General features: G+C 69.2%; 21 protein-coding genes. 14 read left to right on the top strand and 7 right to left on the bottom strand.

All coding sequences use genetic code 11. The features are described from left to right. Positions 1-10 precede the first annotated feature (10 nt). Genes G6N26_RS08245 through G6N26_RS08235 form a run of 3 tightly spaced genes read right to left on the bottom strand, consistent with a single transcriptional unit; the run spans position 11 to position 1582 of the window. Positions 11-442 (bottom strand): DUF4247 domain-containing protein, encoded by a 432-nt coding sequence (locus G6N26_RS08245; protein WP_067168212.1) that lies wholly within the window; start codon positions 440-442, stop codon positions 11-13. Continuing rightward, a complete protein-coding gene (locus G6N26_RS08240) occupies positions 439-954 on the bottom strand; it encodes a DUF2617 family protein (RefSeq protein ID WP_067168191.1) in 516 nt (171 codons plus the stop codon). Before G6N26_RS08240 ends, G6N26_RS08245 begins: the two co-directional genes overlap by 4 nt. Positions 955-973: 19 nt before the next feature. Continuing rightward, positions 974-1582, bottom strand: coding sequence for a DUF4178 domain-containing protein (locus G6N26_RS08235; protein ID WP_067168192.1), 609 nt, complete (start codon positions 1580-1582; stop codon positions 974-976). Positions 1583-1777: 195 nt separating this feature from the next. Here G6N26_RS08235 and ruvC point away from each other — a divergent pair, with 195 nt between their 5' ends. The 6 genes from ruvC (at position 1778) to G6N26_RS08205 (ending at position 6073) form a co-directional block, all read left to right on the top strand. Further along, on the top strand, positions 1778-2332 hold the full coding sequence (ruvC, locus tag G6N26_RS08230) for a crossover junction endodeoxyribonuclease RuvC (RefSeq protein WP_067168193.1): 555 nt from the start codon (positions 1778-1780) through the stop codon (positions 2330-2332). After that, entirely contained in the window at positions 2329-2928 is a 600-nt protein-coding gene (ruvA, locus tag G6N26_RS08225; protein ID WP_067168194.1) for a Holliday junction branch migration protein RuvA, read from the top strand. Before ruvC ends, ruvA begins: the two co-directional genes overlap by 4 nt. Then, entirely contained in the window at positions 2925-3980 is a 1056-nt protein-coding gene (gene ruvB / locus G6N26_RS08220) for a Holliday junction branch migration DNA helicase RuvB (protein WP_083019175.1), read from the top strand. The genes ruvA and ruvB overlap by 4 nt, the downstream gene beginning before the upstream one ends. 94 nt (positions 3981-4074) lie before the next feature. After that, positions 4075-4764, top strand: coding sequence for a hypothetical protein (locus G6N26_RS08215; RefSeq protein WP_067168196.1), 690 nt, complete (start codon positions 4075-4077; stop codon positions 4762-4764). Between the two features lie 100 nt (positions 4765-4864). Further along, a complete protein-coding gene (locus tag G6N26_RS08210; RefSeq protein WP_067168197.1) occupies positions 4865-5248 on the top strand; it encodes a DUF1304 domain-containing protein in 384 nt (127 codons plus the stop codon). Positions 5249-5380: 132 nt separating this feature from the next. Beyond that, complete coding sequence (locus tag G6N26_RS08205; protein ID WP_067168198.1) at positions 5381-6073, top strand: hypothetical protein; 693 nt, start codon at positions 5381-5383, stop codon at positions 6071-6073. Between the two features lie 63 nt (positions 6074-6136). On the opposite strand, the gene car is transcribed toward G6N26_RS08205, so the two are convergent. Both car and gabT read right to left on the bottom strand, forming a co-directional pair. Beyond that, positions 6137-9649 carry a carboxylic acid reductase gene (car, locus tag G6N26_RS08200; RefSeq protein ID WP_083019173.1) on the bottom strand — a complete coding sequence of 1171 codons (3513 nt, stop codon included), beginning with the start codon at positions 9647-9649 and terminating at the stop codon, positions 6137-6139. 140 nt (positions 9650-9789) lie between these two features. Then, on the bottom strand, positions 9790-11130 hold the full coding sequence (gabT, locus tag G6N26_RS08195) for a 4-aminobutyrate--2-oxoglutarate transaminase (RefSeq protein ID WP_067168213.1): 1341 nt from the start codon (positions 11128-11130) through the stop codon (positions 9790-9792). 218 nt (positions 11131-11348) lie between these two features. On the opposite strand from gabT, the gene yajC reads away from it, so the two are divergent. The 6 genes from yajC to G6N26_RS08165 all read left to right on the top strand — a co-directional run bounded on the left by yajC (position 11349) and on the right by G6N26_RS08165 (position 19592). Beyond that, positions 11349-11675: a preprotein translocase subunit YajC gene (yajC, locus tag G6N26_RS08190; protein ID WP_067168200.1), complete on the top strand. Its 327-nt coding sequence runs from the start codon at positions 11349-11351 to the stop codon at positions 11673-11675. A 111-nt stretch (positions 11676-11786) separates the two neighbouring features. Next, on the top strand, positions 11787-13622 hold the full coding sequence (gene secD / locus G6N26_RS08185) for a protein translocase subunit SecD (RefSeq protein ID WP_083019171.1): 1836 nt from the start codon (positions 11787-11789) through the stop codon (positions 13620-13622). A gap of 4 nt (positions 13623-13626) precedes the next feature. Beyond that, positions 13627-14922, top strand: coding sequence for a protein translocase subunit SecF (gene secF / locus G6N26_RS08180; protein ID WP_083019263.1), 1296 nt, complete (start codon positions 13627-13629; stop codon positions 14920-14922). 5 nt (positions 14923-14927) lie between these two features. Continuing rightward, positions 14928-16622, top strand: coding sequence for an ABC transporter substrate-binding protein (locus tag G6N26_RS08175; RefSeq protein WP_083019170.1), 1695 nt, complete (start codon positions 14928-14930; stop codon positions 16620-16622). A gap of 7 nt (positions 16623-16629) precedes the next feature. Next, positions 16630-17172, top strand: a complete 543-nt coding sequence (locus G6N26_RS08170) for an adenine phosphoribosyltransferase (RefSeq protein WP_067173602.1) — start codon at positions 16630-16632, stop codon at positions 17170-17172. Positions 17173-17216: 44 nt separating this feature from the next. Further along, entirely contained in the window at positions 17217-19592 is a 2376-nt protein-coding gene (locus G6N26_RS08165; protein ID WP_067173604.1) for a RelA/SpoT family protein, read from the top strand. Positions 19593-19603: 11 nt separating this feature from the next. Here G6N26_RS08165 and G6N26_RS08160 read toward each other — a convergent pair whose 3' ends face one another. Both G6N26_RS08160 and G6N26_RS08155 read right to left on the bottom strand, forming a co-directional pair. Continuing rightward, positions 19604-21319 (bottom strand): protein kinase domain-containing protein, encoded by a 1716-nt coding sequence (locus tag G6N26_RS08160; protein WP_264077899.1) that lies wholly within the window; start codon positions 21317-21319, stop codon positions 19604-19606. Between the two features lie 90 nt (positions 21320-21409). Further along, positions 21410-22303 carry a peptidylprolyl isomerase gene (locus G6N26_RS08155; RefSeq protein WP_083019168.1) on the bottom strand — a complete coding sequence of 298 codons (894 nt, stop codon included), beginning with the start codon at positions 22301-22303 and terminating at the stop codon, positions 21410-21412. A 119-nt stretch (positions 22304-22422) separates the two neighbouring features. Here G6N26_RS08155 and G6N26_RS08150 point away from each other — a divergent pair, with 119 nt between their 5' ends. Beyond that, positions 22423-23079, top strand: coding sequence for an MBL fold metallo-hydrolase (locus tag G6N26_RS08150; RefSeq protein WP_067173613.1), 657 nt, complete (start codon positions 22423-22425; stop codon positions 23077-23079). 3 nt (positions 23080-23082) lie between these two features. Further along, positions 23083-24345, top strand: coding sequence for a histidine--tRNA ligase (gene hisS, locus G6N26_RS08145; RefSeq protein WP_083019167.1), 1263 nt, complete (start codon positions 23083-23085; stop codon positions 24343-24345). Positions 24346-24379 lie beyond the last annotated feature (34 nt).

The following is a 24379-nucleotide window of genomic DNA, read 5'->3' as shown; positions in this document are numbered from 1 at the left end:
TGTGGTGCCATCACTTGGTTCCGCCCGGGCCGCCGGGGCTGCCCCCGGAACCACCCGACGGGGAGCCGGGCGTGAATCCGGGACCGAGGAAGATGAACGCGCCGTGGCTGTAGCCGGCGCTCAGCGACTCGACGCGGATGCTGCACGGGTAGGTGCCGTCGGGCCCGACGATCACGATGTTGTTGGCATAACGCAGGTATTCGGTGTTGCCGTTGTCGGCGCGCGCCTCGGGTCGCGCATACGCGACGAGCGTGTCGGCCGTCTGCCGTGGGGATCCGGTGCACTGGTAGCGCGTGCCGTTCACGTCGTGCGCGTACTCGTGATAGTGGCCCGCGACGTATGACGCGATGTTCTTCTGCAGCAAGATGATTCCGATCAGCAGACACACCACGGCGCCCGCTGCCAGCAAGCCGGCGAGCACGAACAGGCGGGTCCGGCTCACGGTTGCCACCGGCTCGCCGTGTGAACCACGGTCCCGCCGGAGCCGGCCGGATGCCCCGGGTACAGATGCCAGGTCTGCCAACGCCATCCGGCGCCGTCGGGCTCGGCGGCCAGCACGGTCAGCGCGGCGTCGTCGCCCGGGAAGGTGCCGCCGAGCCAGCCGGCCCGTCGGGCGCAGCGGCCGCGCAGGTCGTGCGCGAGGCGGCGGAAGTCCGCCTCGCCGCGGGCGTCGGTGCGCGATCGCAGGCGGTAGCCGGGCACGTCGGTGCGCTCGGGCAGTTCGGCCCCGAGATTGCGTGCCGTGCAAGAGATTTCCTCGGAGAACCGCCCCGCGGCGTGCTCGACCGCAACGACGTGCGACGCGCCGAGCACCCCGAGCAGCAGCGCCCCCGCGCCGCCGGGATGATCCAGGCGGCAGGTGGCCAGCGGCGCGGGGACCGGCGCGTTGAGCGCGAGCCCCAGCCGCTCCCCGGATACGTCCGCCGGGCTCACGGCGAGCTGATGAAGAGGCACCGGCCTGACCTCGTGCGCGCTAGGCGGGGCTGGGCGGGGGCGCCGCGTACACGGTGAGTTCGCCGGGTGACACGGACTTGCCCGTCGACACCTCCCAGGGCATGTCCGCTGCCCAGCGCTCGAAGGAGAGCAGGACCGTCTCGTCCTCATTGGTGCAGTCGACGAATTCCATCTCACCGCCGGCCGGCAGCCCGGTGGTGCCTTCGGTCGTGTACGAGGCGCGGCCGCGTTCGGATTCGTGAAACATCAGGCCGTCGACGACGTAGGGGTCGCCGGGCCGCAGCGGCACATCCTTGCGAGTGACCCACATCGCCAGTTCCAGCCGCCCGTCGTCGTCCTCGACGCTGAACCAGATCGGCTGGTCGCCGCCCTCGAGCAGATGTTCCCACCAGACGAACGGCCCCTCGCGGAAGGTGACCGATCCGCGCACGATGTAGTCGGTGCCGCCGTAGCTGACGATGGCGCCGGGGCCGAGTTGGCGCGGGCCGAACTGCGGCATCGCGTCCGACGCGAGCGGATCCGGACGGCCGCGCTCGGCCGGTTGCTTGGGGCGCCGCAAAGCGATGACGAGCACCACGATGGACGCGATGAACAGCACGATGGCGAGAATGACCAGCAGAGAACCCACGCGAAGCCTCCCGTTGCCACACTGCTTGAGCGAACGTGGGCTAAAGCTAACAGCTTTTTCGTGGGTTCGGCGCTAACCTCGCGGCCCGGGAATCGGCCCGGAATCGGGGTAGCCGCCGCGTGTCGCACCCGGGACGCGTCGGTGCCGGCCGCTAGGGTATCGAACAGCTGTTCTATTACTAGGTGGGAGCGGGTAATGCGGGTGATGGGCGTCGACCCCGGCCTGACCCGGTGCGGGCTGTCGGTGGTCGAGAGCGGGCGGGGGCGCACCGTCGTCGCGCTCGACGTCGACGTGGTGCGCACGCCGTCGGACGCGCCGCTCGCCGAGCGGCTGCTGCAGATCAGCGACGCCGTCGAGCATTGGCTGGCCACGCATAAGCCCGACGTCGTGGCCGTCGAGCGCGTGTTCTCCCAGCTGAACGTGTCGACGGTGATGGGCACCGCCCAGGCCGGCGGCGTGGTCGCGCTGGCGGCGGCCAAGCGCGGCATCGACGTGCACTTCCACACCCCCAGCGAGGTCAAGGCCGCGGTCACCGGCAACGGCACGGCCAACAAGGCCCAGGTCACCGCGATGGTCACCAGAATCCTTGCGCTGCAAGCCAAACCGACGCCGGCGGACGCGGCCGACGCTCTCGCGCTGGCAATCTGTCATTGCTGGCGGGCGCCGATGATCGCCCGGATGGCGGCCGCCGAAGCGCTGGCCGCCGAGCAGCGGCAGAAGTATCAGGCCAAGCTGAAAGCCGCCCGATGATCGCCGCGGTGCGCGGCGAGGTGCTCGAGGTGGCGCTCGATCACGTGGTGATCGAGGCCGCCGGCGTCGGCTACCGGGTGAACGCGACGCCGTCGACGCTGTCGACGCTGCGGACCGGGACCGAGGCGCGGCTGATCACCGCGATGATCGTCCGCGAGGATTCGATGACGCTGTACGGCTTCACCGACACCGACACCCGCGACCTGTTTTTGACCCTGCTGTCGGTGTCAGGGGTGGGGCCGCGGCTGGCGATGGCGACCCTGGCCGTGCACGACGCCGGCGCGCTGCGGCAGGCGCTGCACGACAGCGACGTCACCGCGCTGACCCGGGTGCCCGGGATCGGCAAACGCAGCGCCGAACGGATGGTTCTGGAGCTGCGGGACAAGGTGGGCGTGGCCGGTGCCGGGGCGGCCCCCGCGGGCACGGCCGTCAACGGCCACGCGGTCCGCGGCCCGGTGGTGGAGGCCCTGGTCGGCCTTGGGTTCGCCGTCAAGCAGGCCGAGGAAGCCACCGACAAGGTACTGGCCGCCGAGCAGGACGCGACCACCTCCGGTGCGCTGCGCGCCGCCCTGTCACTGCTGGGTAAGTCCCGATGACCTCCACCGACGACGACTGGTCCGACCGCGACGTCTCGGGCGCGCTGGCGCCCGGCGAGGGCGATATCGACGTCAGCCTGCGGCCGCGCTCGCTGCGGGAGTTCATCGGCCAGCCGCGGGTGCGCGAACAGCTGCAGCTCGTCATCGAGGGGGCCAAGAACCGCGGCGGCACACCGGATCACATCCTGCTGTCCGGCCCGCCGGGGCTGGGGAAGACATCGCTGGCCATGATCATCGCGGCCGAGCTCGGCTCCTCGTTGCGGCTGACGTCGGGGCCCGCGCTGGAGCGCGCCGGGGATCTGGCGGCGATGCTGTCCAATCTCGTCGAGCACGACGTGTTGTTCATCGACGAGATCCACCGCATCGCGCGGCCCGCCGAGGAGATGCTCTACCTGGCGATGGAGGACTTCCGGGTCGACGTGGTCGTCGGCAAGGGCCCGGGGGCGACGTCGATCCCGCTGGAGGTGGCGCCGTTCACCCTGGTCGGCGCCACCACCCGGTCCGGCGCGCTGACCGGCCCGCTGCGCGATCGCTTCGGCTTCACCGCGCACATGGACTTCTACGAGCCCGCCGAGCTGGAGCGGGTGCTGGCCCGCTCCGCCGGGATTCTGGGCATCGAACTCGGCGGCGACGCGGCCGAGGAGATCGCCCGCCGCTCGCGGGGCACGCCACGGATCGCCAACCGGCTGTTGCGCCGGGTGCGGGACTTTGCCGAGGTGCGCGCCGACGGCGTGATCACCCGCGACGTCGCCAAGTCCGCGCTGGCGGTCTACGACGTCGACGAACTGGGGCTGGACCGGCTGGACCGGGCGGTGCTCTCGGCGCTGACCCGCAGCTTCGGCGGCGGGCCGGTCGGGGTATCGACGCTGGCGGTGGCGGTCGGCGAGGAGGCGACCACCGTCGAGGAGGTGTGCGAGCCGTTCCTGGTCCGCGCCGGCATGGTGGCCCGGACCCCGCGCGGCCGGGTGGCCACCGCCCAGGCGTGGACGCACCTGGGCATGGCGCCGCCCCCCGGGGCCGCCGGCCTCGGCCAGCCCGGCCTGTTCGAATAGCCACAGCAAACAGTCGCCCGGCCTTGTCGGGTTACTTCGCGGCGGCGTGGGTAACCAACCTCACAGCAGTAACGCCTCGTGAAGGAGACTGAAGATGAGGAACAGGCGCCATGACTACGAAAGCCCGCGCGCGATGTACATGCCGCGTACCCGCGGCGCGCTGACCGGGCTACTCCTGATTCTGTTGGGTGCTTGGGGTGCACTGGTTCCGTTCTTCGGCCCCAACATCGACTGGGCCTACGCCGCGGACCCCGCGTGGACCTGGACGGCGGCCAAAGGCTGGCTCGAAGTGCTTCCCGGTGCCGCCGCCGCGGTGGGCGGCCTGCTGGTCCTGCTCTCCGGCAACCGCGCGAACGCCGTCTTCGGCGGCTGGCTGGCGGTCCTGGGCGGCGCCTGGTTCGTCGTCGGACGCGCCTTCGCCCCGACGCTGGGCATTGGGGACGTCGGTCAGCCGACGGCCGCCGCGGACCTGAAGCGGGCCCTGCTCGAGGTCACCTACTTCACCGGTCTCGGCGCCCTGATCGTGTTCCTGGGCGGGGCGGCCGTGGCGCGCCTGGCCGTTCGGCACGCGCGCGACGTCGTGGTTACCCAGCCCGCGCCCGCGGCGGCCGATGCCGTGCCGGCGGCCCAACCCGCCATGTATGACGAGACGGGCGGCATGTCGGCCGCGCCGACGGACGCGGTGGCGGCCGACGCAACGCCTCGGGGACGCGGCGGGCGTGGCCTGTTCCACCGGCGCCCCGGCGGGGGTCTGTTCCACCGCCACCACCACGCCGGCGTCTAGGACGCCGGTCAGCAACGCTAAACGGCACCGGCAGCCCTTGGCTGCCGGTGCCTTTTTGCGCCAAGGTAGATCGAGCAACCGCACCGGCCAGGAGGACGCGATGATCACGACCGCGCTGCTGTTCGCCGCGCTGGCGGCGTTACTGCACGTCTACATCTTTGTGATGGAATCGTTGACCTGGACCTCGCCGCGCACACGCGCCACCTTCGGCACCACCCCCGCGGAAGCCGAGACCACCAAGCTGCTCGCCTTCAACCAAGGCTTCTACAACTTGTTCCTCGCCATCGTCACCGTCATCGGCATCGCCGTAATTGCGTTGGGACACACCGATGTTGGCGCGGGACTGGTTTTCGCCGGCATCGGATCGATGGCCGCGGCCGCGGTGGTGCTGCTGGTGTCCGCACCCGACAAGGGGCGGGCCGCGCTCGCCCAGGGCACCTTCCCGGCGATGGCGATCGTGCTGCTGTTGCTCGGCCTTCAGTAGTAACACCAGTCTCACCAGCCACAATAATCACCGCCAGCGGTTGGCTTTCGTTTGCCGCGTGGGTTACTAGTGGAAGTCGCCGGGTACCCATCTCGAGCCGGAAATAGGCCCGGTATTCAACGAGGGGATGTCATGAAATACGCAGAAGACGGCCGAACCCGCGGGCTGAGCATGCCGCGCTCGCGAGGCGCGGTCAGCGGATTGCTCCTGGTCATTCTGGGAGCCTGGGGGGCGTTAATACCGTTTGTCGGTCCACACTTCAACTTCGCCTACACGCCGGACCGAAACTGGGCATGGAGCTCGGCCCGGGGCTGGCTGGAGGTCGCCCCGGGCGCGGCCACCGCGATTGGCGGCCTGCTTCTGATCGTTGCCGGCAACCGTATCGCCGCGATGTTGGGCGGGTGGCTGGCCGTACTGGCCGGTGCCTGGTTCGTGGTGGGCGGGCAGGTCGCGCCCCTGCTGGGAATCGGCTCCGCCGGCGACCCGATCGCCGCGACCGACCGCAAGCGCGCGGTGCTCGAGGTCACCTACTTCTCGGGCCTGGGAGCGCTGATCATCTTCGTGGGTGGCGTCGTGTTGGCGCGCACCGCCGTACGCCTGGCGCGCGACGTTCAGCCGGTGGCGCCGGCCACCACGGGCACACCCGCCGTTGAGCCGTACCGGGATTCGGTTTACGAGCAGCCGGCCGAGGTCTCCTCGGGTGCGCTGACCAAGCCGCGCGCGTCGTCTGACCCCGAACCAAAGCGGGGATGGCGGCGCCACCGCGCAGGTGCGGGATCGGGGGGTAACGCCGCGTATCTGCGTTGGCCACACCCGCAGCAGTAGTCAGCACACCGAAACAAGTCGCCCAGCCCCAAAAGGGCTGGGCGACTTGCTGTTCAGCTCACGTCAGAGCAGACCGAGCAACTCCAGGTTCGTGATGTACTTGACGATCACCGGCGCCGACACATGCGGAATGTCTTTGTCGGGGCCGATTTTCGCCTCTTGCACCGCCGCGCGGAACACCTCGGTGGGCGCCATCGAGCCGTTGATCGGCTTCTCCGGCGTCTGGTAGTTGTGCAACAGCGGCAGCAGCGAGTACTGACGCTGCCGATCCGGCAGGGCCCGCAGCGACGTCTGGAACCGGCGCAGCCACTCGGAGTAATCGGCGATGCGCTCGATCGAATACCCGGCCTCGACCAGCCAGTCGATGTACTCGTCCAGGCCGATGCCGTCGTCGTAGGGGTTCATCACGTGGTACGTCTGGAAGCCGGTGTCGCTGTCGGTGATCTGGGTCCCCAGCGTCGAGATCGCCGCGGCGATGAACTCGACCGGCAGGCCGTCGTAGTGCGCCCGCTGCCGGTTGCCGTCGGCATCTAGTTCGTAGAACGACCCGGGCGCGATACCGGTGGCGACCAGGCTCAGCATCAGCCGGGTGAACATGTCCGGCAGGTTGAGCTGTCCGGCGTAGGTGGTGTCGGCCAGGATCATGTCGCAGCGGAACACCGAAACCGGCAGGCCGCACAGGTCGTGCGCCTCGCGCAGCAACACCTCGCCGGCCCACTTGCTGTTGCCGTAGCCGTTGGCGTAGTTGTCGTTGATCGCGCGGGTCGCGCTGATCTGCCGGATGTCGGCGTTCTCGACGAACTCACCCGGCTGGATCTGGTCGCCCACGCCGATCGTCGACACGTAGGTGTACGGCTTCTGCTTGGACGTCAGCGCGATCCGGATCAGCTCCGCGGTGCCCAGGGCGTTGGGGCCGAACAGCTCGCTGTAGGGCAGCACGTGGTTCACCAGCGCGGCGGGGTCGACGATGACGTCGACGGTGTCGGCCAGTCGTTGCCAGGTCTGCTGGTCAAGGCCGAGGTTGGCCTCGCCCTTGTCGCCGGCGATGACCTCCAAGTGGTCGGCGGCCAGCTGCTGGTAGTGCGCCAGCAGTTTGGGGTCGCCGCTGTCGAAGGTCTTGTCCAGCCGGGCGCGCGCCTCCTCATCGGACTTTGCCCGCACCAGGGCGATGACCTTGCCGTCGACCATGTCCATCCGCTCGAGCCAGTCCAGCGCCAAGTAGCGGCCCAAAAAGCCGGTCGCGCCGGTCAGCAGCACGGTGCGCACCTCGGTGGCCGGCTTGGGCAAGGTGGGCGCGGCGGCCAGGGTCGCCTCGTCGAGGAACTTGTCGAGCGTGAGGTCACTGGCGTGCACCGTGGTCGCGCCGCGACCGTGCACGGCGGCGAACGTCGGCCGCTTGGAGCCCTGCCGCTCGGCCTCGATGTAGGCGGCGATGGCCGCCAGGTCGTTGGCCGGGCTGACGATGACACCCACCGGCACATCGACGTCGAAGATCTCGCGCAGCAGGTTCCCGAAGGTCAACGCCGACAACGAGTCTCCACCCAGATCGGTGAAGTGGGCATCCCCGGACAGATCGCCGGCCGAAGCCCCCAGCATGGCGGCCGCGGCCCGGCCCACGGTCTGCAGCACCGGCGCCGCCGCGCCGCTGCGGCGCAGTTCGGCCAACTCGTTGGCCTGTCCCGCGGCCAGATCGGCGTAGATCTGCTCGAGCCGATCCCCGTAGTGCGCCTTGAGCTTTGGCCACGCCAGCTTGCGAATACCGGTCAGCAGACCGTTTTCCAGGGTGAACGGCGTGGTCTCGATGATGAAGTCACGCGGCACCTCGTAAGACTGCAGGCCGGTCTCCTTGGCGACCTTCTGCAGCGAGTCGGCGATCTTGGGCTTGAGTGCCTCAACGGCGTTGTCCGCCAACGCCTCTTCGGTCGGCACCACGACGGCCAGCAGGTAGGGCTGGGCGCTGTTGCCGTAGACATAGATCTGGCGGATCAGCGGGCTGTTGCCGAACACCGCCTCCAGCTTGGCCAGGGTGACGAACTCGCCCTGCGCGAGCTTGAGCACGTTGTTGCGGCGGTCGACGTACACCAGCCGGTCCGGCGCGATCTCGGCGAACACGTCACCGGTGCGGTAGTAGCCGTCGTCGTCGAAAACGTTGGCGGTGGTCTCGGCCCGCTTGTAGTAACCGGGGAACATGTTCTCGGTGCGCAGCAACAGCTCACCGCGCGGATGCGGGCGGTCGGTGCTGAAGTAGCCCAGATCCGGAACGTCGACCAGCTTGTAGTCGATGACCGGCGGACGCTGAATCTCCCCGTCGAACAACACCATTCCGGCCTCGGTGGAGCCGTAGCCGTCCAGCAGGTGCATCTGCAGCAGTGACTCGGCCCACGTCTTGAGCTCCGGCGAGGTGGGCGCCGAACCTGTCATCGCGAAGATGAACCGCCCACCCAGCAGGTACTGGCGCTGTTCTTCCAACACCGCAGCTTCGACCGCTTCGCGATCTCCGCCCTCGGCCAGCCGCCGCTCGACCTGGCGCTGGAATTCACCGAACAGTGTCTCCCAGATGCGGGGGACGAAGTTCATCTCGGTGGGCCGCACCAACTCGAGGTCCTCGAGCAGGGTGGACAGGTCACTACGGGCGGCGAAGTACGCAGTACCGCCATTGCCCAACGTGCCGTAGAGGATGCCGCGCCCCATGACGTGGCTCATCGGCATGAAGTTGAGGGTGATCGACGCGGCGCTCTCGCCGAACCAGTTCTTGCTGCCGCGGCGCCACATCTTGCCGACGTTGCTCTGCGGGTACATCGCGCCCTTGGGCGCGCCGGTGCTGCCTGAGGTGTAGATCAGCAGGGCCAGCGAGTCTTCGTCGCTCGCCGGCAGCTCGACGGCCGGCAGGTCCTTGCCCCGCCGCAGCACGTCGGCGAGCGCCTCGACCACGACGCCGGCATCGGCCAACCGCCCGGCGGCGCTCTCCACGGCCTCGCGCTGGTCGTCGACCTCGGGCTGGTAGTCGAACACGACCAGCTTGCCGGGCACGTGGTCGCCGGCCAGGATCAGCTCCACGGCGTCGGGCAGCTGGTTGACGCTGGAGGCGATCAGGCTGGGCTCGGTCTCGGCGACGATCGGTTGCAGCGACGAGATCGCCGCGCTGGTCTGCAGCGGCACCGACACTGCCCCGATGGTGCCCAGGGCGATGTCGATGGTGGCGTAGTCAACGCTGTTGAAGCCGAGCACGCAGACGCGGTCGCCGGGGCGCACCGCGTCGCCGGCCCAGCCGCGGCCGAGGGCTGAAACCCGGTTGCCGAGTTCGCCATACGTGATGGTCTCGAAGCGGGGGAGCAGCTCGGCGGTCGTCCGTCCGGTCTTGGCGTCGGTGACGAACTCCACCGCGCGCTGCGCCAGTGCCGGGCGGTCGGCGTAGCCGTCCAGCACGGTCCGGATGATCTGCGGCAGCCGCAGCCCGGGCGCTTCGGTGGCGGCGGTGATGGCCGGGTCCGGCCGGGCGGCGGCGAACTGGGGGTCGTTGGCGATGAGTTCCTCGATGCGACGGTCGAGTTGTTCGTCATGAATGGCAGTCGACATAAACAGATCCCTTGCGAATGAAAGATAACGAGTCAATAAGCGCGTCGGCGCTGACACATAGAACGTTAGCTAAAGTAACGGTATTCCACCATGATACGGCCTGTGGCGTGGTTGTGAGATTGCCCACGAGGGCGGGGGTGTTACAGGTCGCGCAACAACCCGCTCAGGATGTCGATGCCCTCGGCCAGCAGTTCGTCGCCGATCGTCAGCGGGGGCAGCAGCCGGATGATGTTGCCGAACATGCCGCAGGTCAGGACGATGACGCCGGCCGCCTGGGCGGCGACAGTGAGCCGCTGGGTCAGCTCCTTGTCGGGCTCGGCGGTCCCCGACTTCACCAATTCGATCGCGATCATGGCGCCCCGGCCGCGGACGTCACCGATCCGGTCGTCGCCGGCCTGCAGCCGCAGCAGCGGTTCGGTGATCAGCCGTTCCAGCCGCTGGGCCCGTTCGACCAAGCCGTCGCTCTCGATCGTCTCGATCGTGGCCAGCGCCGCCGCGCAGGCCAGGGGGTTTCCGCCGAAGGTGCCGCCCAGGCCGCCGACGTGCGGCGCGTCCATGATGTTGGCCCGGCCGGTGACCGCCGACAGGGGCAGCCCGTCAGCGATGGCTTTGGCGGTGCAGATCAAGTCGGGCTCGATGCCCTCGTGTTCGCAGGCGAACATGGCGCCCGACCGCGCGAACCCGGTTTGCACCTCGTCGGCGATGAACACCACGTCGTTTCTGCGGCACCAGTCCAGCAGGGTGGGCAGGAATCCCTCGGCCGGGACGATGAACCCGCCTTCGCCCTGGATCGGTTCGATGAGGAGGGCGGCGAGGTTGTCGGCGCCGATCTGGCTGTCGATGACCCGGATGGCCCGCGCGGCGGCCTTTTCCCCGTCGGTGGCCAGTTCCTTGTCGATCAGGCCGTCCCGATAGGGGTAGGACAGCGGCGCCCGGTAGACCTCGGGCGCGAACGGGCCGAAGCCGGCCTTGTAGGGCATGGATTTCGCGGTCAGCGCCATCGTCAGGTTCGTGCGGCCGTGGTAAGCGTGGTTGAACGCCACCACGGCGGACTTGCGCGTGTAGGCGCGCGCGACCTTGACGGCGTTCTCGACGGCCTCGGCGCCGGAATTGAACAGCACCGAGCGCTTCTCGCCGGAGCCCGGGGTGATCCGATTGAGGGTTTCGGCGACGGCGACATACGACTCGTACGGCGTCACCATGAAGCACGTGTGGGTGAACTCGGCGACCTGCGCGCGCACCGCCTCGACCACCCGGGGCGCCGAGTTGCCGATGGTCGTCACCGCGATGCCGGAGCCGAGGTCGATGAGGCGGTTGCCGTCGACGTCCTCGATGATGCCGCCGCCGGCGCGGGCCACGAAGACCGGGACGGAGACGTTGACCGAGTGCGACACCGCCGCCGCCCGGCGTTTGCTCAGCTCCAGCGAGACCGGGCCGGGGATCTCGGTGACCAGTTGGCGAGTCTGCTCGAGGCTGGCCACCACGTACTCCTCCCCGCGGCGCGCGTGTCACGCCGCGCTGAAAGCCTATCGAGCTTGCCACCGGCGGGCACTGGTTGCACCGCGGCGGTCGGCGACGGCCCGCGGCCTGCCAGACTAGACGGGCACACTGGACCGTGACGAGGTGCGCGACGCTCGAGTCGGACCGGCACCTTCCACTCGAAATACCCCGAAAATCACGAAGAAAGACGGGCGCGCCCATGGAGAGTTTGATCCTGTTCCTGCCGTTCCTGCTCATCATGGGCGGGTTCATGTACTTCGCGTCGCGGCGCCAGAAGCGCGCGATGCAGGCCACCATCGACCTGCACGAGTCCTTGACCCCGGGCGACCGGGTGCACACCACGTCGGGCCTGCAGGCGACCGTCGTCGCGATCACCGACGACACCGTCGACCTCGAGATCTCGCCCGGCGTGGTGACCACCTGGATGAAGCTGGCGATCCGCGACCGGATCCTGCCCGACGACGACGAGGATCTGGTCGACGAGGACGCCGCCGCCGACGAGGGCTCGATCGCCAAGGATTCCTGACGCCGATATTCCGGGGGAGGACGGCTTGCGCGACGGGCTTCTCGGGGCCACGTAGGCTTTTCTAGGCTCTGTCCGGGGTAAGTAACCGATTCTCGAGGAGATAGAAGGAACGTGGCATCGTCTTCGGCGCCGGTGCACCCTGCCCGCTACCTGTCGGTCTTCTTGGTGTTGCTCATCGGCGTCTACCTGCTGGTGTTCCTCACCGGCGACAAGCGGGCCGCCCCCAAGCTCGGGATCGACCTGCAGGGCGGCACCCGCGTGACGCTGACCGCGCGCACACCGGACGGCTCGCGTCCCAGTCGCGAGGCGCTGGCGCAGGCGCAGCAGATCATCGGCGCCCGGGTCAACGGGCTCGGCGTCTCGGGTTCGGAGGTCGTCGTCGACGGCGACAACCTGATCATCACGGTCCCGGGCAACGACGGCAATGAGGCCCGCAACCTGGGCCAGACGGCCCGGCTGTACATCCGTCCGGTGCTCAACTCGATGCCGGCCCAAAGCGCCGAGCCCAAGCCCCCGGCGCGCCAGCCCGCGGGGGGCCAGCCGGCGCCCAACGGCCAGCCCGCGCCCGCTGAACCCGTGCCGGGCGGCCAGCCCGCGCCGGGCGGTCAGCCCGCCCCGGGCCAGCCGGCTCCGCCGGCGGGCCAGCCCGCACCCGGCGGCAAGCCGGGCGCGCAGCCCCGGCCTTACCCGCAGGAACCGCCGCCGGTGCCCAGCCCCGCGCCTCCCGCACCCGCTCCGGCCCCCGGTGCCCCGGCGCCCGCGCCAGCCGCCCCTGCCGGGGAGGCGCCGCCGGCCGAGGCGCCCGCCCAGCCGGACCCGCGCAAGGACCTCGCAGAGCGCATCGCCGACGAGAAGAAATGGCGGCAGAGCACCCGGCAGGGCATTCAATTTTTGGCCCTGCAGTTCCAGGCGACGCGCTGCGACAAAGAAGACATCCTGGCCGGCAACGACGACCCCACCCAGCCGTTGATCACCTGCTCGACCGACCACAAGGTGGCCTACCTGCTGGGGCCGTCCATCGTCAGCGGTGATCAGATCCAGGACGCCACCTCGAGCCAGAACCAGCGCGGCATCGGCTACGTCGTCGACCTTCAGTTCAAGTCCGCGGCGGCCAACACCTGGGCGGACTTCACCGCCGCCCATATCGGCACCCAGACGGCGTTCACGCTCGACTCTCAGGTCGTCAGCGCCCCGATGATCCAAGAAGCCATCCCCGGCGGGCGCACCCAGATCAGCGGTGGCGACCCGCCGTTCACCGCGGCGACCGCCAAGCAGCTGGCCAACGTCCTGAAATACGGTTCGCTGCCGTTGTCGTTCGAGGCGTCGGAAGCCCAAACCGTCTCGGCGACATTGGGTTTGACGTCGCTGCGCGCGGGGCTGATCGCCGGCGCGATCGGCCTGATCCTGGTGCTGCTGTATTCGCTGCTCTATTACCGGGTGCTGGGACTGCTCACGGCGCTGTCGCTGGCCGCTTCGGGCGCAATGGTTTTCGCGATCCTGGTGATCCTGGGCCGCCAGATCAACTACACCCTGGACCTGGCGGGCATCGCGGGTCTGATCATCGGTATCGGTACCACCGCCGACTCCTTCGTAGTCTTCTTCGAACGCATCAAAGACGAGATCCGCGAAGGGCGTTCGTTCCGGTCAGCGGTGCCTCGAGGGTGGACGCGGGCGCGGAAGACGATCGTGTCGGGCAACGCGGTCACCTTCCTGGCCGCCGCGGTGCTGTACGCGCTGGCGATCGGACAGGTGAAGGGCTTCGCATTCACGTTGGGCCTCACCACGATCCTTGACCTGGTGGTGGTGTTCCTGGTGACCTGGCCGCTGGTCTACCTGGCCTCCAAGTCACCGACGTTGGCGAAACCCGCGTACAACGGCCTGGGCGCGATCCAGCAGGTCGCCCGCGAACGCCGGGGTTCGTCGCAGGTCAAGACGGGACGGGGATGACGTGATGGCCTCCAAAGACGCGACCGAGATCACCGAAACCTCGGAAGGCACAACCGAATTGACCGACAGCGCCGCCGGGGCGCCGCACCATAGCTTCCTGTCGCGCCTCTACACCGGCACCGGTGCGTTCGAGGTTGTCGGACGGCGGCGGCTGTGGTTCGGCATCAGCGGCGCGATTGTGGCGGCCGCGCTGTTGAGCATTGTGTTGCGCGGCTTCAGCTTCGGCATCGACTTCAACGGCGGCACGACGGTGTCGATGCCGGCCGACGGGGCGCACGGCATGGTGCAGACCTCCCAAGTCCAAGACGTGTTCCGCAAGACCCTGGGCAACGATGCGGAATCGGTGGTCGTCGTCGGCAACGGCGCGGCGGCGACCGTGCAGATTCGTTCCGAGACGCTGTCCAACGACCAGACGGCCAAGTTGCGCAACGCGTTGTTCGACGCGTTCGGACCCAAGGGCCCCGACGGCAAACCCAGCAAGCAGGCCATCAGCGACTCGGCGGTCTCCGAGACCTGGGGTGACCAGATCACCATGAAGGCGCTGTTCGCCCTGGTGGTGTTTTTGGCGCTGGTCGGCGTGTACATCACGGTCCGCTACGAGCGGTACATGACCTTGGCCGCGATCGCGGCGATGTTCTTCGACCTGGCCGTGACCGCCGGCGTGTACTCGCTGGTCGGATTCGAGGTCACCCCGGCCACGGTCATCGGCCTGCTGACGATCCTCGGTTTCTCCCTCTACGACACCGTCATCGTGTTCGACAAGGTCGAGGAGAACACCCACGGCTTCCAGCACAAGCCCAAGCGCACCTTCGCCGAAGAGGCCAACCTGGCGATCAACCAGACGTTCATGCGGTCGATCAACACCAGCCTCATCGGCGTGCTGCCGGTGCTGGCGCTGATGGTCGTGGCGGTGTGGCTGCTGGGTGTGGGCACCCTGAAGGACCTGGCGCTGGTGCAGCTGATCGGCATCATCGTCGGCACCTACTCCTCGATCTTCTTCGCCACCCCGCTGCTGGTCAGCATGCGGGAACGCACCGAGCTGGTGCGCACCCACACCCGCCGCGTCCTGCGGCGGCGCGCCGGGGGTGCCCGCGCGGGCGCCGAGAACGCCCTGGGCGCCAACGACGCTGACGACACTGCCGACGAGGCCGCCGGGGACACCGAAGCGACCGCCGGCGAGGCGTCGAAGCCGTCAGGGCCGTCCAAGCCCGCGCCGAACAAGCCTGCGCCGGGGGCACGTCCCGTGCGGCCGACCGGGACCCGTCGTCCCACCGGCAAGCGGAACGTCGGCCGGCGGTAGGCGCGATGGCCGCCAGGTACCGGGAAACTGGGGCCGATCGTGGCGCGCTAACCGTCCGGCCGAACATCGCGCTGTGGATCAGCGCCGGGCTGGCGGTGGTGCTGGCCGCGGGCTTTTTGATGACCGCGTGCTCCGGTAGCGCCGCCTCCGAGGTCGATTACGTGGTCGACGGCCCGCTGAACACCTACAACACCAACACCGTCGCCGGCGCCGCCTCGGCCGGGGCGCAGGCATTCGCCCGCACACTCACCGGGTTCAGCTACCACGGCCCCGGCGGGCAGATCGTCGCCGACCGCGACTTCGGCACCGTCTCGGTGGTCGGCGGCACGCCGCTGGTGCTGGACTACCAGATCGCCGACAACGCCGTCTACTCCGACGGCAAGCCACTGACCTGCGACGATATCGTCCTCGCCTGGGCGGCCCAGTCCGGCCGCTTCCCGGAATTCAACGCCGCCACCCAGGGCGGCTATATCGACATCGCCAACGTCGAGTGCATCCCCGGGCAAAAGAAGGCGCGGGTGTCGTTCGTCCCGGACCGCGGTGTCGTCGACTACACCCAGCTGTTCACCGCGACCTCGCTGATGCCCTCGCACGTCATCGCCGACCAGCTCAACGTCGACGTCACCGCGGCGCTGCTCAGCCACAACGCGCCGCTGGTGCAGCAGGTCGCGAAGCTGTGGAACACGATCTGGGACCTCAAACCGGGTGTCGATCTCAAACGCTTCCCGTCGTCGGGGCCCTACAAGATCGGGTCCGTCCTGGAGGGCGGGGCGGTGGTGCTCGTCGCCAACGACCGGTGGTGGGGGCCCAGGGCCATCACCAAGCGGATCACGGTGTGGCCGCAGGGGCCCGACATCCAGGACCGCGTCAACAACCGCACGGTCGACGTGGTGGACGTCGCCGCGGGCTCGTCGGGAACGCTGGCCACGCCCGACAACTACGAGCGCTCGGACGCGCCGTCGGACGGCATCGAGCAGCTGATCTTCGCCCCGCAGGGGCCGCTTTCGGCGCCCAAGGCGCGCCGGGCCGTCGCGCTGTGCACGCCGCGCGACGCGCTGGCCCACGACGCGGGGACACCGATCGCCAATTCACGCCTGAGCCCCGCCGGCGACGACGCGGTCACCGCGGCCGACGGGGCCACCGAGGCCGGCCCGTTCCGCAAGGCGGACCCGGTCGCCGCCCGCAACGCGCTGGGCGGCGCGCCGCTGGCGGTGCGGATCGGCTACCAGGGGCCCAACGCGCGGCTCGCGGTCAACGTCGGCGTCATCACCAAATCGTGCGCCGCGGCCGGTATCACCGTCACCGGCGTCACCCTGGACGCCTCGGGCCCGCAGGCGCTCCGGGACGGGAAGATCGACGCGTTGCTGGCCAGCACGGGCGGCGCGACCGGCAGCGGCTCGACGGGGTCCTCGGCGCTGGACGCGTACGCCCTGCACACCGGCAACGGCAACAACCTGTCCGGATACAGCAATCCCCAGGTCGACGGCGCGATCGGGGCGCTGGCGGTGTCCGCCGATGCCGCCGAGCGCGTCAGGCTGCTGGCCGAAACCGCGCCGATACTCTGGGGCGACATGCCGACCCTGCCGTTGTACCGGCAGCAGCGCACGTTGCTGATGTCCAAGAAGATGTACGCGGTGAGCAACAACCCGACCCGGTGGGGCGTGGGCTGGAACATGGACCGATGGGCCCTGGTGCAGTGAGGTTGCCGTGACGAATGTCGGCGGGCGGACGCCCGTGGCCGAGCTGATCGCGTCGCTGACGCGCAAGGTGGCCGACTTCCCCCAGCCGGGGATCCAGTTCAAGGACCTCACCCCGGTGTTCGCCGACGCGACGGCGATGACGGCGATCACCGGCGCGGTGGCCGAGCTCGCGTCGGGCGCCGATCTGGTGGCCGGCATCGAGGCCCGGGGCTTTTTGGTGGCCGCGGCCGTCGCCGACCGGCTGCGGACGGGCGTGCTGGCCATCCGCAAGGCCGGGAAATTGCCGCCGCCGGTGCACGCCGAGCGGTACGACCTGGAATACGGCACCGCGACGCTGGAGATCCCCGGCGAGGGCATCGACCTGCGCGGACGCAACATCGTGATCGTCGATGACGTGCTGGCCACCGGCGGCACCCTGGCCGCATCCGCACGGCTGCTCGAGCGCGCCGGGGCGAACGTGGTGGCGGCGGCGGTGCTGTTCGAACTCGGCGGGCTGGGCGGCCGGGACGCGGTCGCACCGTTGCCGGTGCACAGCCTGATGTGCGAGTAGCCCACCCACATCGGAGATATCCTCGAATTCGGAGGTGACCACACGTGGCGGATGACAACAGCGCGGCGCAAGCGCTCGACGCGCCCAAAGTCGCGGAGTCGCCAGCCATCACGCAGCCGATGGAGGCGCCGGAGCCGCCGACCGAATCCCTGAAGACGTCCAGCAGCGCGTCGCGGCGGGTCCGGGCGCGGCTGGCCCGGCGGATGACCGCGCAGCGCAGCACGCTCAACCCGGTGCTCGAGCCGCTGGTTGCGGTGCACCGGGAGATCTACCCGAAGGCGAACGTCTCGATGCTGCAGCGCGCCTTCGAGGTCGCCGACCAGCGCCACGCCACCCAGTTGCGCCACTCCGGCGACCCCTACATCACCCACCCGCTGGCGGTGGCCACCATCCTCGCCGAATTGGGCATGGACACCACGACTTTGGTGGCCGCCCTGCTGCACGACACCGTCGAGGACACCGGCTACACCCTGGACGCCTTGAGCGAGGAATTCGGGGAAGAGGTGGGCCATCTCGTCGACGGGGTGACGAAGCTGGACCGGGTGGTGCTGGGCAGCGCCGCCGAGGGCGAGACGATCCGCAAGATGATCACCGCGATGGCGCGCGATCCCCGCGTGCTGGTGATCAAGGTCGCCGACCGGCTGCACAACATGCGCACCATGCGGTTCCTGCCGCCGGAGAAGCAGGCCCGCAAGGCCCGCGAGACACTGGAAGTCATTGCGCCCCTTGCTCATCGGTTGGGGATGGCCAGCGTCAAGTGGGAATTGGAAGACCTGTCGTTCGCGATCTTGCATCCCAAGAAGTACGAGGAGATCGTCCGGCTGGTGGCGGGGCGCGCGCCGTCGCGGGACACCTACCTGGCCAAGGTGCGCGCCGAGATCGTCAGCACCTTGGGCGCGTCGAAGATCAAGGCGACGGTGGAGGGCCGCCCCAAGCACTACTGGTCGATCTACCAGAAGATGATCGTCAAGGGCCGAGACTTCGACGACATCCACGACCTGGTCGGCATCCGCATCCTGTGCGACGAGATCCGGGACTGCTATGCCGCGGTGGGCGTGGTGCATTCGCTGTGGCAGCCGATGGCCGGCCGGTTCAAGGACTACATCGCCCAACCCCGTTACGGCGTCTACCAATCGCTGCACACCACCGTCGTCGGGCCCGAGGGCAAGCCGCTGGAGGTGCAGATCCGCACCCGCGACATGCACCGCACCGCCGAATACGGCATCGCCGCGCACTGGCGCTACAAGGAGGCCAAGGGTCGCAACGGTCTTCCGCATCCGCACGCCGCCGCCGAGATCGACGATATGGCGTGGATGCGCCAGCTGCTCGACTGGCAACGGGAGGCCGCCGACCCCGGCGAGTTCCTCGAGTCGTTGCGGTATGACCTTGCGGTACAAGAGATCTTCGTGTTCACCCCCAAGGGTGACGTCATCACCCTGCCGACCGGCTCGACGCCGGTGGACTTCGCCTACGCCGTGCACACCGAGGTCGGCCACCGCTGCATCGGCGCCCGGGTCAACGGACGCCTGGTGGCGCTGGAACGCAAGCTGGAAAACGGCGAAGTCGTCGAGGTTTTCACCTCGAAGGCGGCCAACGCCGGGCCGTCGCGGGACTGGCAGCAGTTCGTGGTGTCACCGCGCGCCAAGGCCAAGATCCGGCAGTGGTTCGCCAAGGAGCGCCGCGAGGAGGCGCTCGAGGCCGGCAAGGACGCGATGGCCCGCGAGGTGCGTCGCGGCGGACTTCCCTTGCAGCGCTTGGTCAATGGCGAGACCCTGGCGGCGGTGGCCCGCGAGCTGCACTACATCGACGTGTCCGCCCTCTACACCGCGATCGGTGAGGGGCACGTGTCGGCCCGGCACGTCGTGCAGCGGCTCCTGGCCGAGATCGGCGGCATCGACCAGGCCGAGGAAGACCTCGCCGAACGCTCCACCCCGACGACCATGCTGCGGCGCCCCCGCAGCAGCGACGACGTCGGCGTCTCGGTCCCCGGCGCCCCGGGCGTGCTGACCAAGCTGGCGAAGTGCTGCACCCCGGTGCCCGGCGACCAGATCATGGGGTTCGTCACCCGCGGCGGCGGGGTCAGCGTGCACCGCACCGACTGCACCAACGCCGCCTCGCTGCAGCAGCAGTCCGAGCGCATCATCGAGGTGAATTGGGCGCCGTCGCCGTCGTCGGTGTTCCTGGTGGCCATCCAGGTCGAGGCGCTCGACCGGCACCGGCTGCTGTCGGACGTCACGCGTGTGCTGGCCGACGAGAAGGTCAACATCCTGTCCGCGTCGGTGACCACGTCCGGTGATCGAGTTGCCATCAGCCGGTTCACCTTTGAGATGGGTGACCCCAAGCACCTCGGCCACCTGCTGAACGTGGTGCGCAACGTCGAGGGTGTCTACGACGTGTACCGCGTGACGTCCGCGGCCTGAGCCGTTCGTCCCTAGCTCAGCCGCACCGAGCTGATCGTCACAGGATTGGTGGGGGCACCGCTCTGCCGGTTGCCGGCGATTCCGGCGCGGGCGATCCTGTCGAGTGTCTCCAGTCCCGCCTGGTCGATCGTGCCCAACACCGTGCTCTGCGGGTCCATCTCGGAGTCCTTGAAGATCAACGCGAATTGGCTGCCGCTGGTGTTGGGCCCCTCGGTGGCCATGACGACGGTGCCGCGCGGGTACACCACCGTCGCCCGCAGCGCGGGATCATCGGGCGGGTATTGGTTCGCCGGGTACTCGTCGGCGAATTCGTAACCGGGGCCACCGGAACCGTCCACGTCCGGGCCGCCGCACAACAGCGACCCGCCATCCGGCGAGCTGATCAGCCGGGCGCACTGGGTGTTGTCGAAGAACTGCTGCTTGGCCAGGCTGACGAAACTGTTGACGGTGCACGGGGATTCGGAATTGGCGAGCTGCATGGAGATGTCGCCGAAGTTGGTGGAGATGACGGCGCCGATCTGCGCGGGGGTGGTGGGCACCCGGCCCGACGGCGGTGGGTTGACGGGCCGCGAAACCGGATCCGGCACCGGCCGGTACTGGCAGTTGGCGCCCAGGTCGGCCGGCGGCGCGAACGCGGGCAGCGGCGGCACCGTCGCCGAGGACGGGCCGCTCGCACCGGGATTCGATCCCGTCCTGCCCGGCACCCGGGCTCGCGTCGGGGCGCTGGATGCCTGGCTGCCGTCCGGTCCGTCACTCTGGGCCACCAATGCGATGACCAACGCCACCACCGCGGCGAGGGCCAGGGCCGACGCGCCCACGATGCCGATGAGCAGGCGTCGTGAGTGCGTCGGCGGGTGATACGGCGGCGGCGCGCCGGGAATCGGTGGCGGCGCGGCGGGCGGCGGGGGTGCGCCGGCCAGCCCAGCCCGGGCGGCCCCGGCGAGTTCCATCACCGACTGGTAGCGGTGTTCGGCGTCCTTCGCCATCCCGCGCGCGACCACCGCGTCCAGCGCCGGGGGCACACCGGGCACGGCGGCCGACGGCTGCGGCGGCGGAATGCTCAAGTGCGCGTTGAGTTGTTCTTCGAGGCTTTCGCCCGGGAACGGACGCTTCCCGGTCAGGCACTCCTGCAGGACGCAGGCCAGCGAATAGACGTCGGCACGGTGATCCGTTGTGCCCCTGAAGCGTTCGGGCGCCATATACGCCACGGTGCCCATCGTGTGACCGGTCTGCGTGAGGGACGTGTCGGCCGTGCTGCGCGCGATGCCGAAGTCGATCAGGTAGACGAAATCCCGTGCCCTGGTGACCAAGATGTTCTTGGGCTTGATGTCGCGGTGGATCAATCCCGCCTCGTGCGCGCTATCCAACGCCGCCGCAACTTGTTCGACGACCGCGACCGCCCGCTCGGGGCTGAGCCGTCCACCGTTTTCGGCGATGTAGTCGACCAGATCGCGGCCTTCGATCAGCCGCATGTCGACATACAGCTGGCCATCGATCTCGCCGTAACCGTGGATCGGCACCACGTGCGGGTCGTTGAGGCTGGCGGCGATGCGTGCCTCACGCCGGAACCGCTGCTGAAACTCGAGATCCTCAGCCAGGTTCGACGGCAACACCTTCAGCGCGACCACCCGGTCGGTGGTGGCGTCGTAGGCGCGGTAGACCTGTCCCATGCCCCCGCGTCCCAAGACCTCCAGCAATTGGTATTGCCCGAATGACTTCGCCGCCACCCAACGACCATAAGCTGTCGGCCGCGGCGTCCGCGGCATTCTCGCCGATCGGCGCCTGCGTTGCGCCGCTACGGATTCAGCCGAGTGGACTCAGTCGAGCAACACCGAGGTGATGGTTACCTCGTTGGCGGGTGCCCCGTCCTCGCCGTCGCCGGCGACGCCCGCCTTGGCGATCTTGTCCAGGGTGGCCAGCCCGTCGGGCTGGATGGTGCCGAACACGGTGTATTGCGGGGGCAGCTGGGAGTCCTTGTAGACCATGAAGAATTGGCTGCCGTTGGTGCCGGGCCCGGCGTTGGCCATGGCCAGGGTGCCGCGCGGGTAGAGGACGGGCTCCTGCGCCTTGGGGTCATTCGGCGGGTACTGGTCGGTCGGGTATTCGTTGGCGAATTGGTAGCCCGGGCCGCCCGTGCCCTGGCCCTTGGGGTCGCCGCACTGCAAGACGCCCAGCCCCGGCGACGTGGTCAGCCGGTGGCATTTGGTGTTGTCGAAGTACTTCTGGCCGACCAGGCTCGCGAAACTGTTGACCGTGCAAGGCGATTCGTTGTTGGCCAGCATCAGGCCGACGTGGCCCTGGTTGGTCACCATGCTGACGCTCACCTGCGCCGGATCGGTCGGCACCTTGCCGGTCCGCGGCGGCTTGACCTCCTTGGCCGCCGGCTCCGGCGTTGCCGGGTACTGACAGTTGGCGCCCACCTCGGCCGACGGCTTGAACGCCGGCAACGGCGGGGCGGACGGCGCCGGCCCGGCAGGCGTCGTGGACTCGGGCGCGCTGGCGCTGGTGGTGGTGGACGCCGCGGTGTTGCTCTTCTGTTCGTGCTTGGTGTTGACGATCGTCAGGACCACCGCCACGACCACGGCCACCGCCACGATCGCGCCGGCCGCGATCAGCACGATCCGGCGAGTCTTGGCCTGCTTCGCGCGCCGCTCCAGCTGGCGTTCGAGCTTGCGCTTGGCGTTGGCACGTCGTTGTTCGTTGGTCGGCACGGCCGCTATGCCTCCATGCTTGGTGAAGTCGGAGCCCCATAAACCCGTGAGGTGGCCAGCTCAGGCTAATGTGGGCGCCGCGACTCGTGTCAAGTGGGGCCCATGGGAAAATGGGAACCGTGTTGATCACCGGATTTCCCGCCGGCATGTTGCAGTGCAACTGCTACGTGCTGGCCGAGCGGCCAGGAACGGACGCCGTCATCGTGGATCCGGGGCAGCGGGTGATGGCCCCGCTGCGGCGCATCCTCGACGAAAACCGGCTGACGCCGGCCGCGGTGCTGCTCACCCACGGGCACATCGACCACATGTGGTCGGCGCAGAAGGTCTCCGACACCTACGGTTGCCCGACCTACATCCATCCCGAGGACCGGTTCATGCTCAAAGACCCGATCTACGGCCTGGGCCCGCGCCTGGCGCAGCTGGCGGCGGGCGCCTTCTGGCGCGAGCCCAAGCAGGTCGTCGAGCTCGACCGCGACGGCGACAAGCTCGACCTGGGCAGCGTGACCGTCAACGTCGACCACACCCCCGGCCACACCCGCGGATCGGTGGTGTTCCGGGTCACCGGGGACAAGGATGTGGTGTTCACCGGCGACACGCTGTTCGAGCGGTCGGTCGGCCGTACCGACCTGTTCGGCGGCAGCGGTCGCGACCTGCTGACCTCGATCGTCGACAAGCTCCTGGTGCTCGACGACACGACGGTGGTGCTGCCGGGGCATGGCAACGCCACCACCATCGGCGCCGAGCGGCGCCTCAACCCCTTCCTCGAAGGCCTGTAGCCCGTGCCTGACTTTGCTGCCCCCAAGGGGGTGCCCGACTACGTCCCGCCGGACTCGGCGCAGTTCGTCGCCGTGCGCGACGGCTTGCTCGGCGCCGCCCGCCGCGCCGGGTACGGCGACATCGAGCTGCCGATCTTCGAGGACACCGCCCTGTTCGCCCGCGGCGTCGGCGAATCCACCGACGTGGTGTCCAAGGAGATGTATACGTTCGCCGACCGTGGCGACCGTTCGGTGACGCTGCGGCCCGAGGGGACCGCCGGCGTGGTGCGTGCCGTCATCGAACACGGGCTGGACCGTGGCGCACTGCCCGTCAAACTCTGTTACGCGGGACCATTTTTCCGCTACGAGCGCCCGCAGGCCGGCCGGTATCGCCAGCTGCAGCAGGTCGGCGTGGAGGCGATCGGCGTCGACGACCCGGCCCTGGACGCCGAGGTCATCGCGATCGCCGACGCGGGATTCCGGTCGCTCGGGCTCGACGGGTTCCGGCTCGAGATCACCTCGCTGGGGGACGACAGCTGTCGACCACAATATCGGGAACTGTTGCAGGAGTTCCTGTTTGGTCTTGACCTCGACGAGGAAACCCAGCGACGCGCGCGGCTGAATCCACTTCGCGTGCTCGACGACAAACGACCGCAGGTGAAGGCCATGACGGCGGATGCGCCGGTGTTGCTCGACCACCTGTCCGACGCGGCCAAGCAGCACTTCGACACCGTGCTGGCGCACCTGGACGCGCTCGGGGTCCCGTACGTCATCAACCCGCGCATGGTGCGCGGGTTGGACTACTACACCAAGACCACGTTCGAGTTCGTGCACGACGGTCTGGGCGCGCAGTCGGGCATCGGCGGCGGCGGCCGCTACGACGGCCTGATGCGCGAGCTCGGCGGACAAGACCTGTCCGGCATCGGATTTGGGCTCGGCGTGGACCGGACGCTGCTGGCGCTGCGGGCGGAGGGCAAGAGCGTCGGGGAGACCACCCGCTGCGACGTCTTCGGCGTGCCGCTGAGCGAGCAGGCCAAGCTGCGGCTGGCGGTGCTGGCCGGTCAACTGCGGGCCGCCGGTGTGCGCGTCGACCTCGCCTACGGCGACCGCGGGCTCAAGGGCGCGATGCGCGCGGCCGACCGATCGGGCGCCCGGGTCGCCCTGGTGCTGGGAGACCGCGATATCGAGGCCGGCACGGTCGGGGTGAAGGACCTGGGGACGGGGAAGCAGTCGGCCGTCGCTACGGAGTCGGTCGTCGCCGACGTGCTCGCCCGGCTCGATCGGTAACGCGTTTCAGGCCTGGTAGGCGGGTTGTCGGTCC

The organism is Mycobacterium marseillense, assembly GCF_010731675.1.
Classification (GTDB): Bacteria; Actinomycetota; Actinomycetes; order Mycobacteriales; family Mycobacteriaceae; genus Mycobacterium; species Mycobacterium marseillense.
Note: the sequence above shows the minus strand (reverse complement) of the source record. Positions and strands in the feature narration are given on the sequence as shown.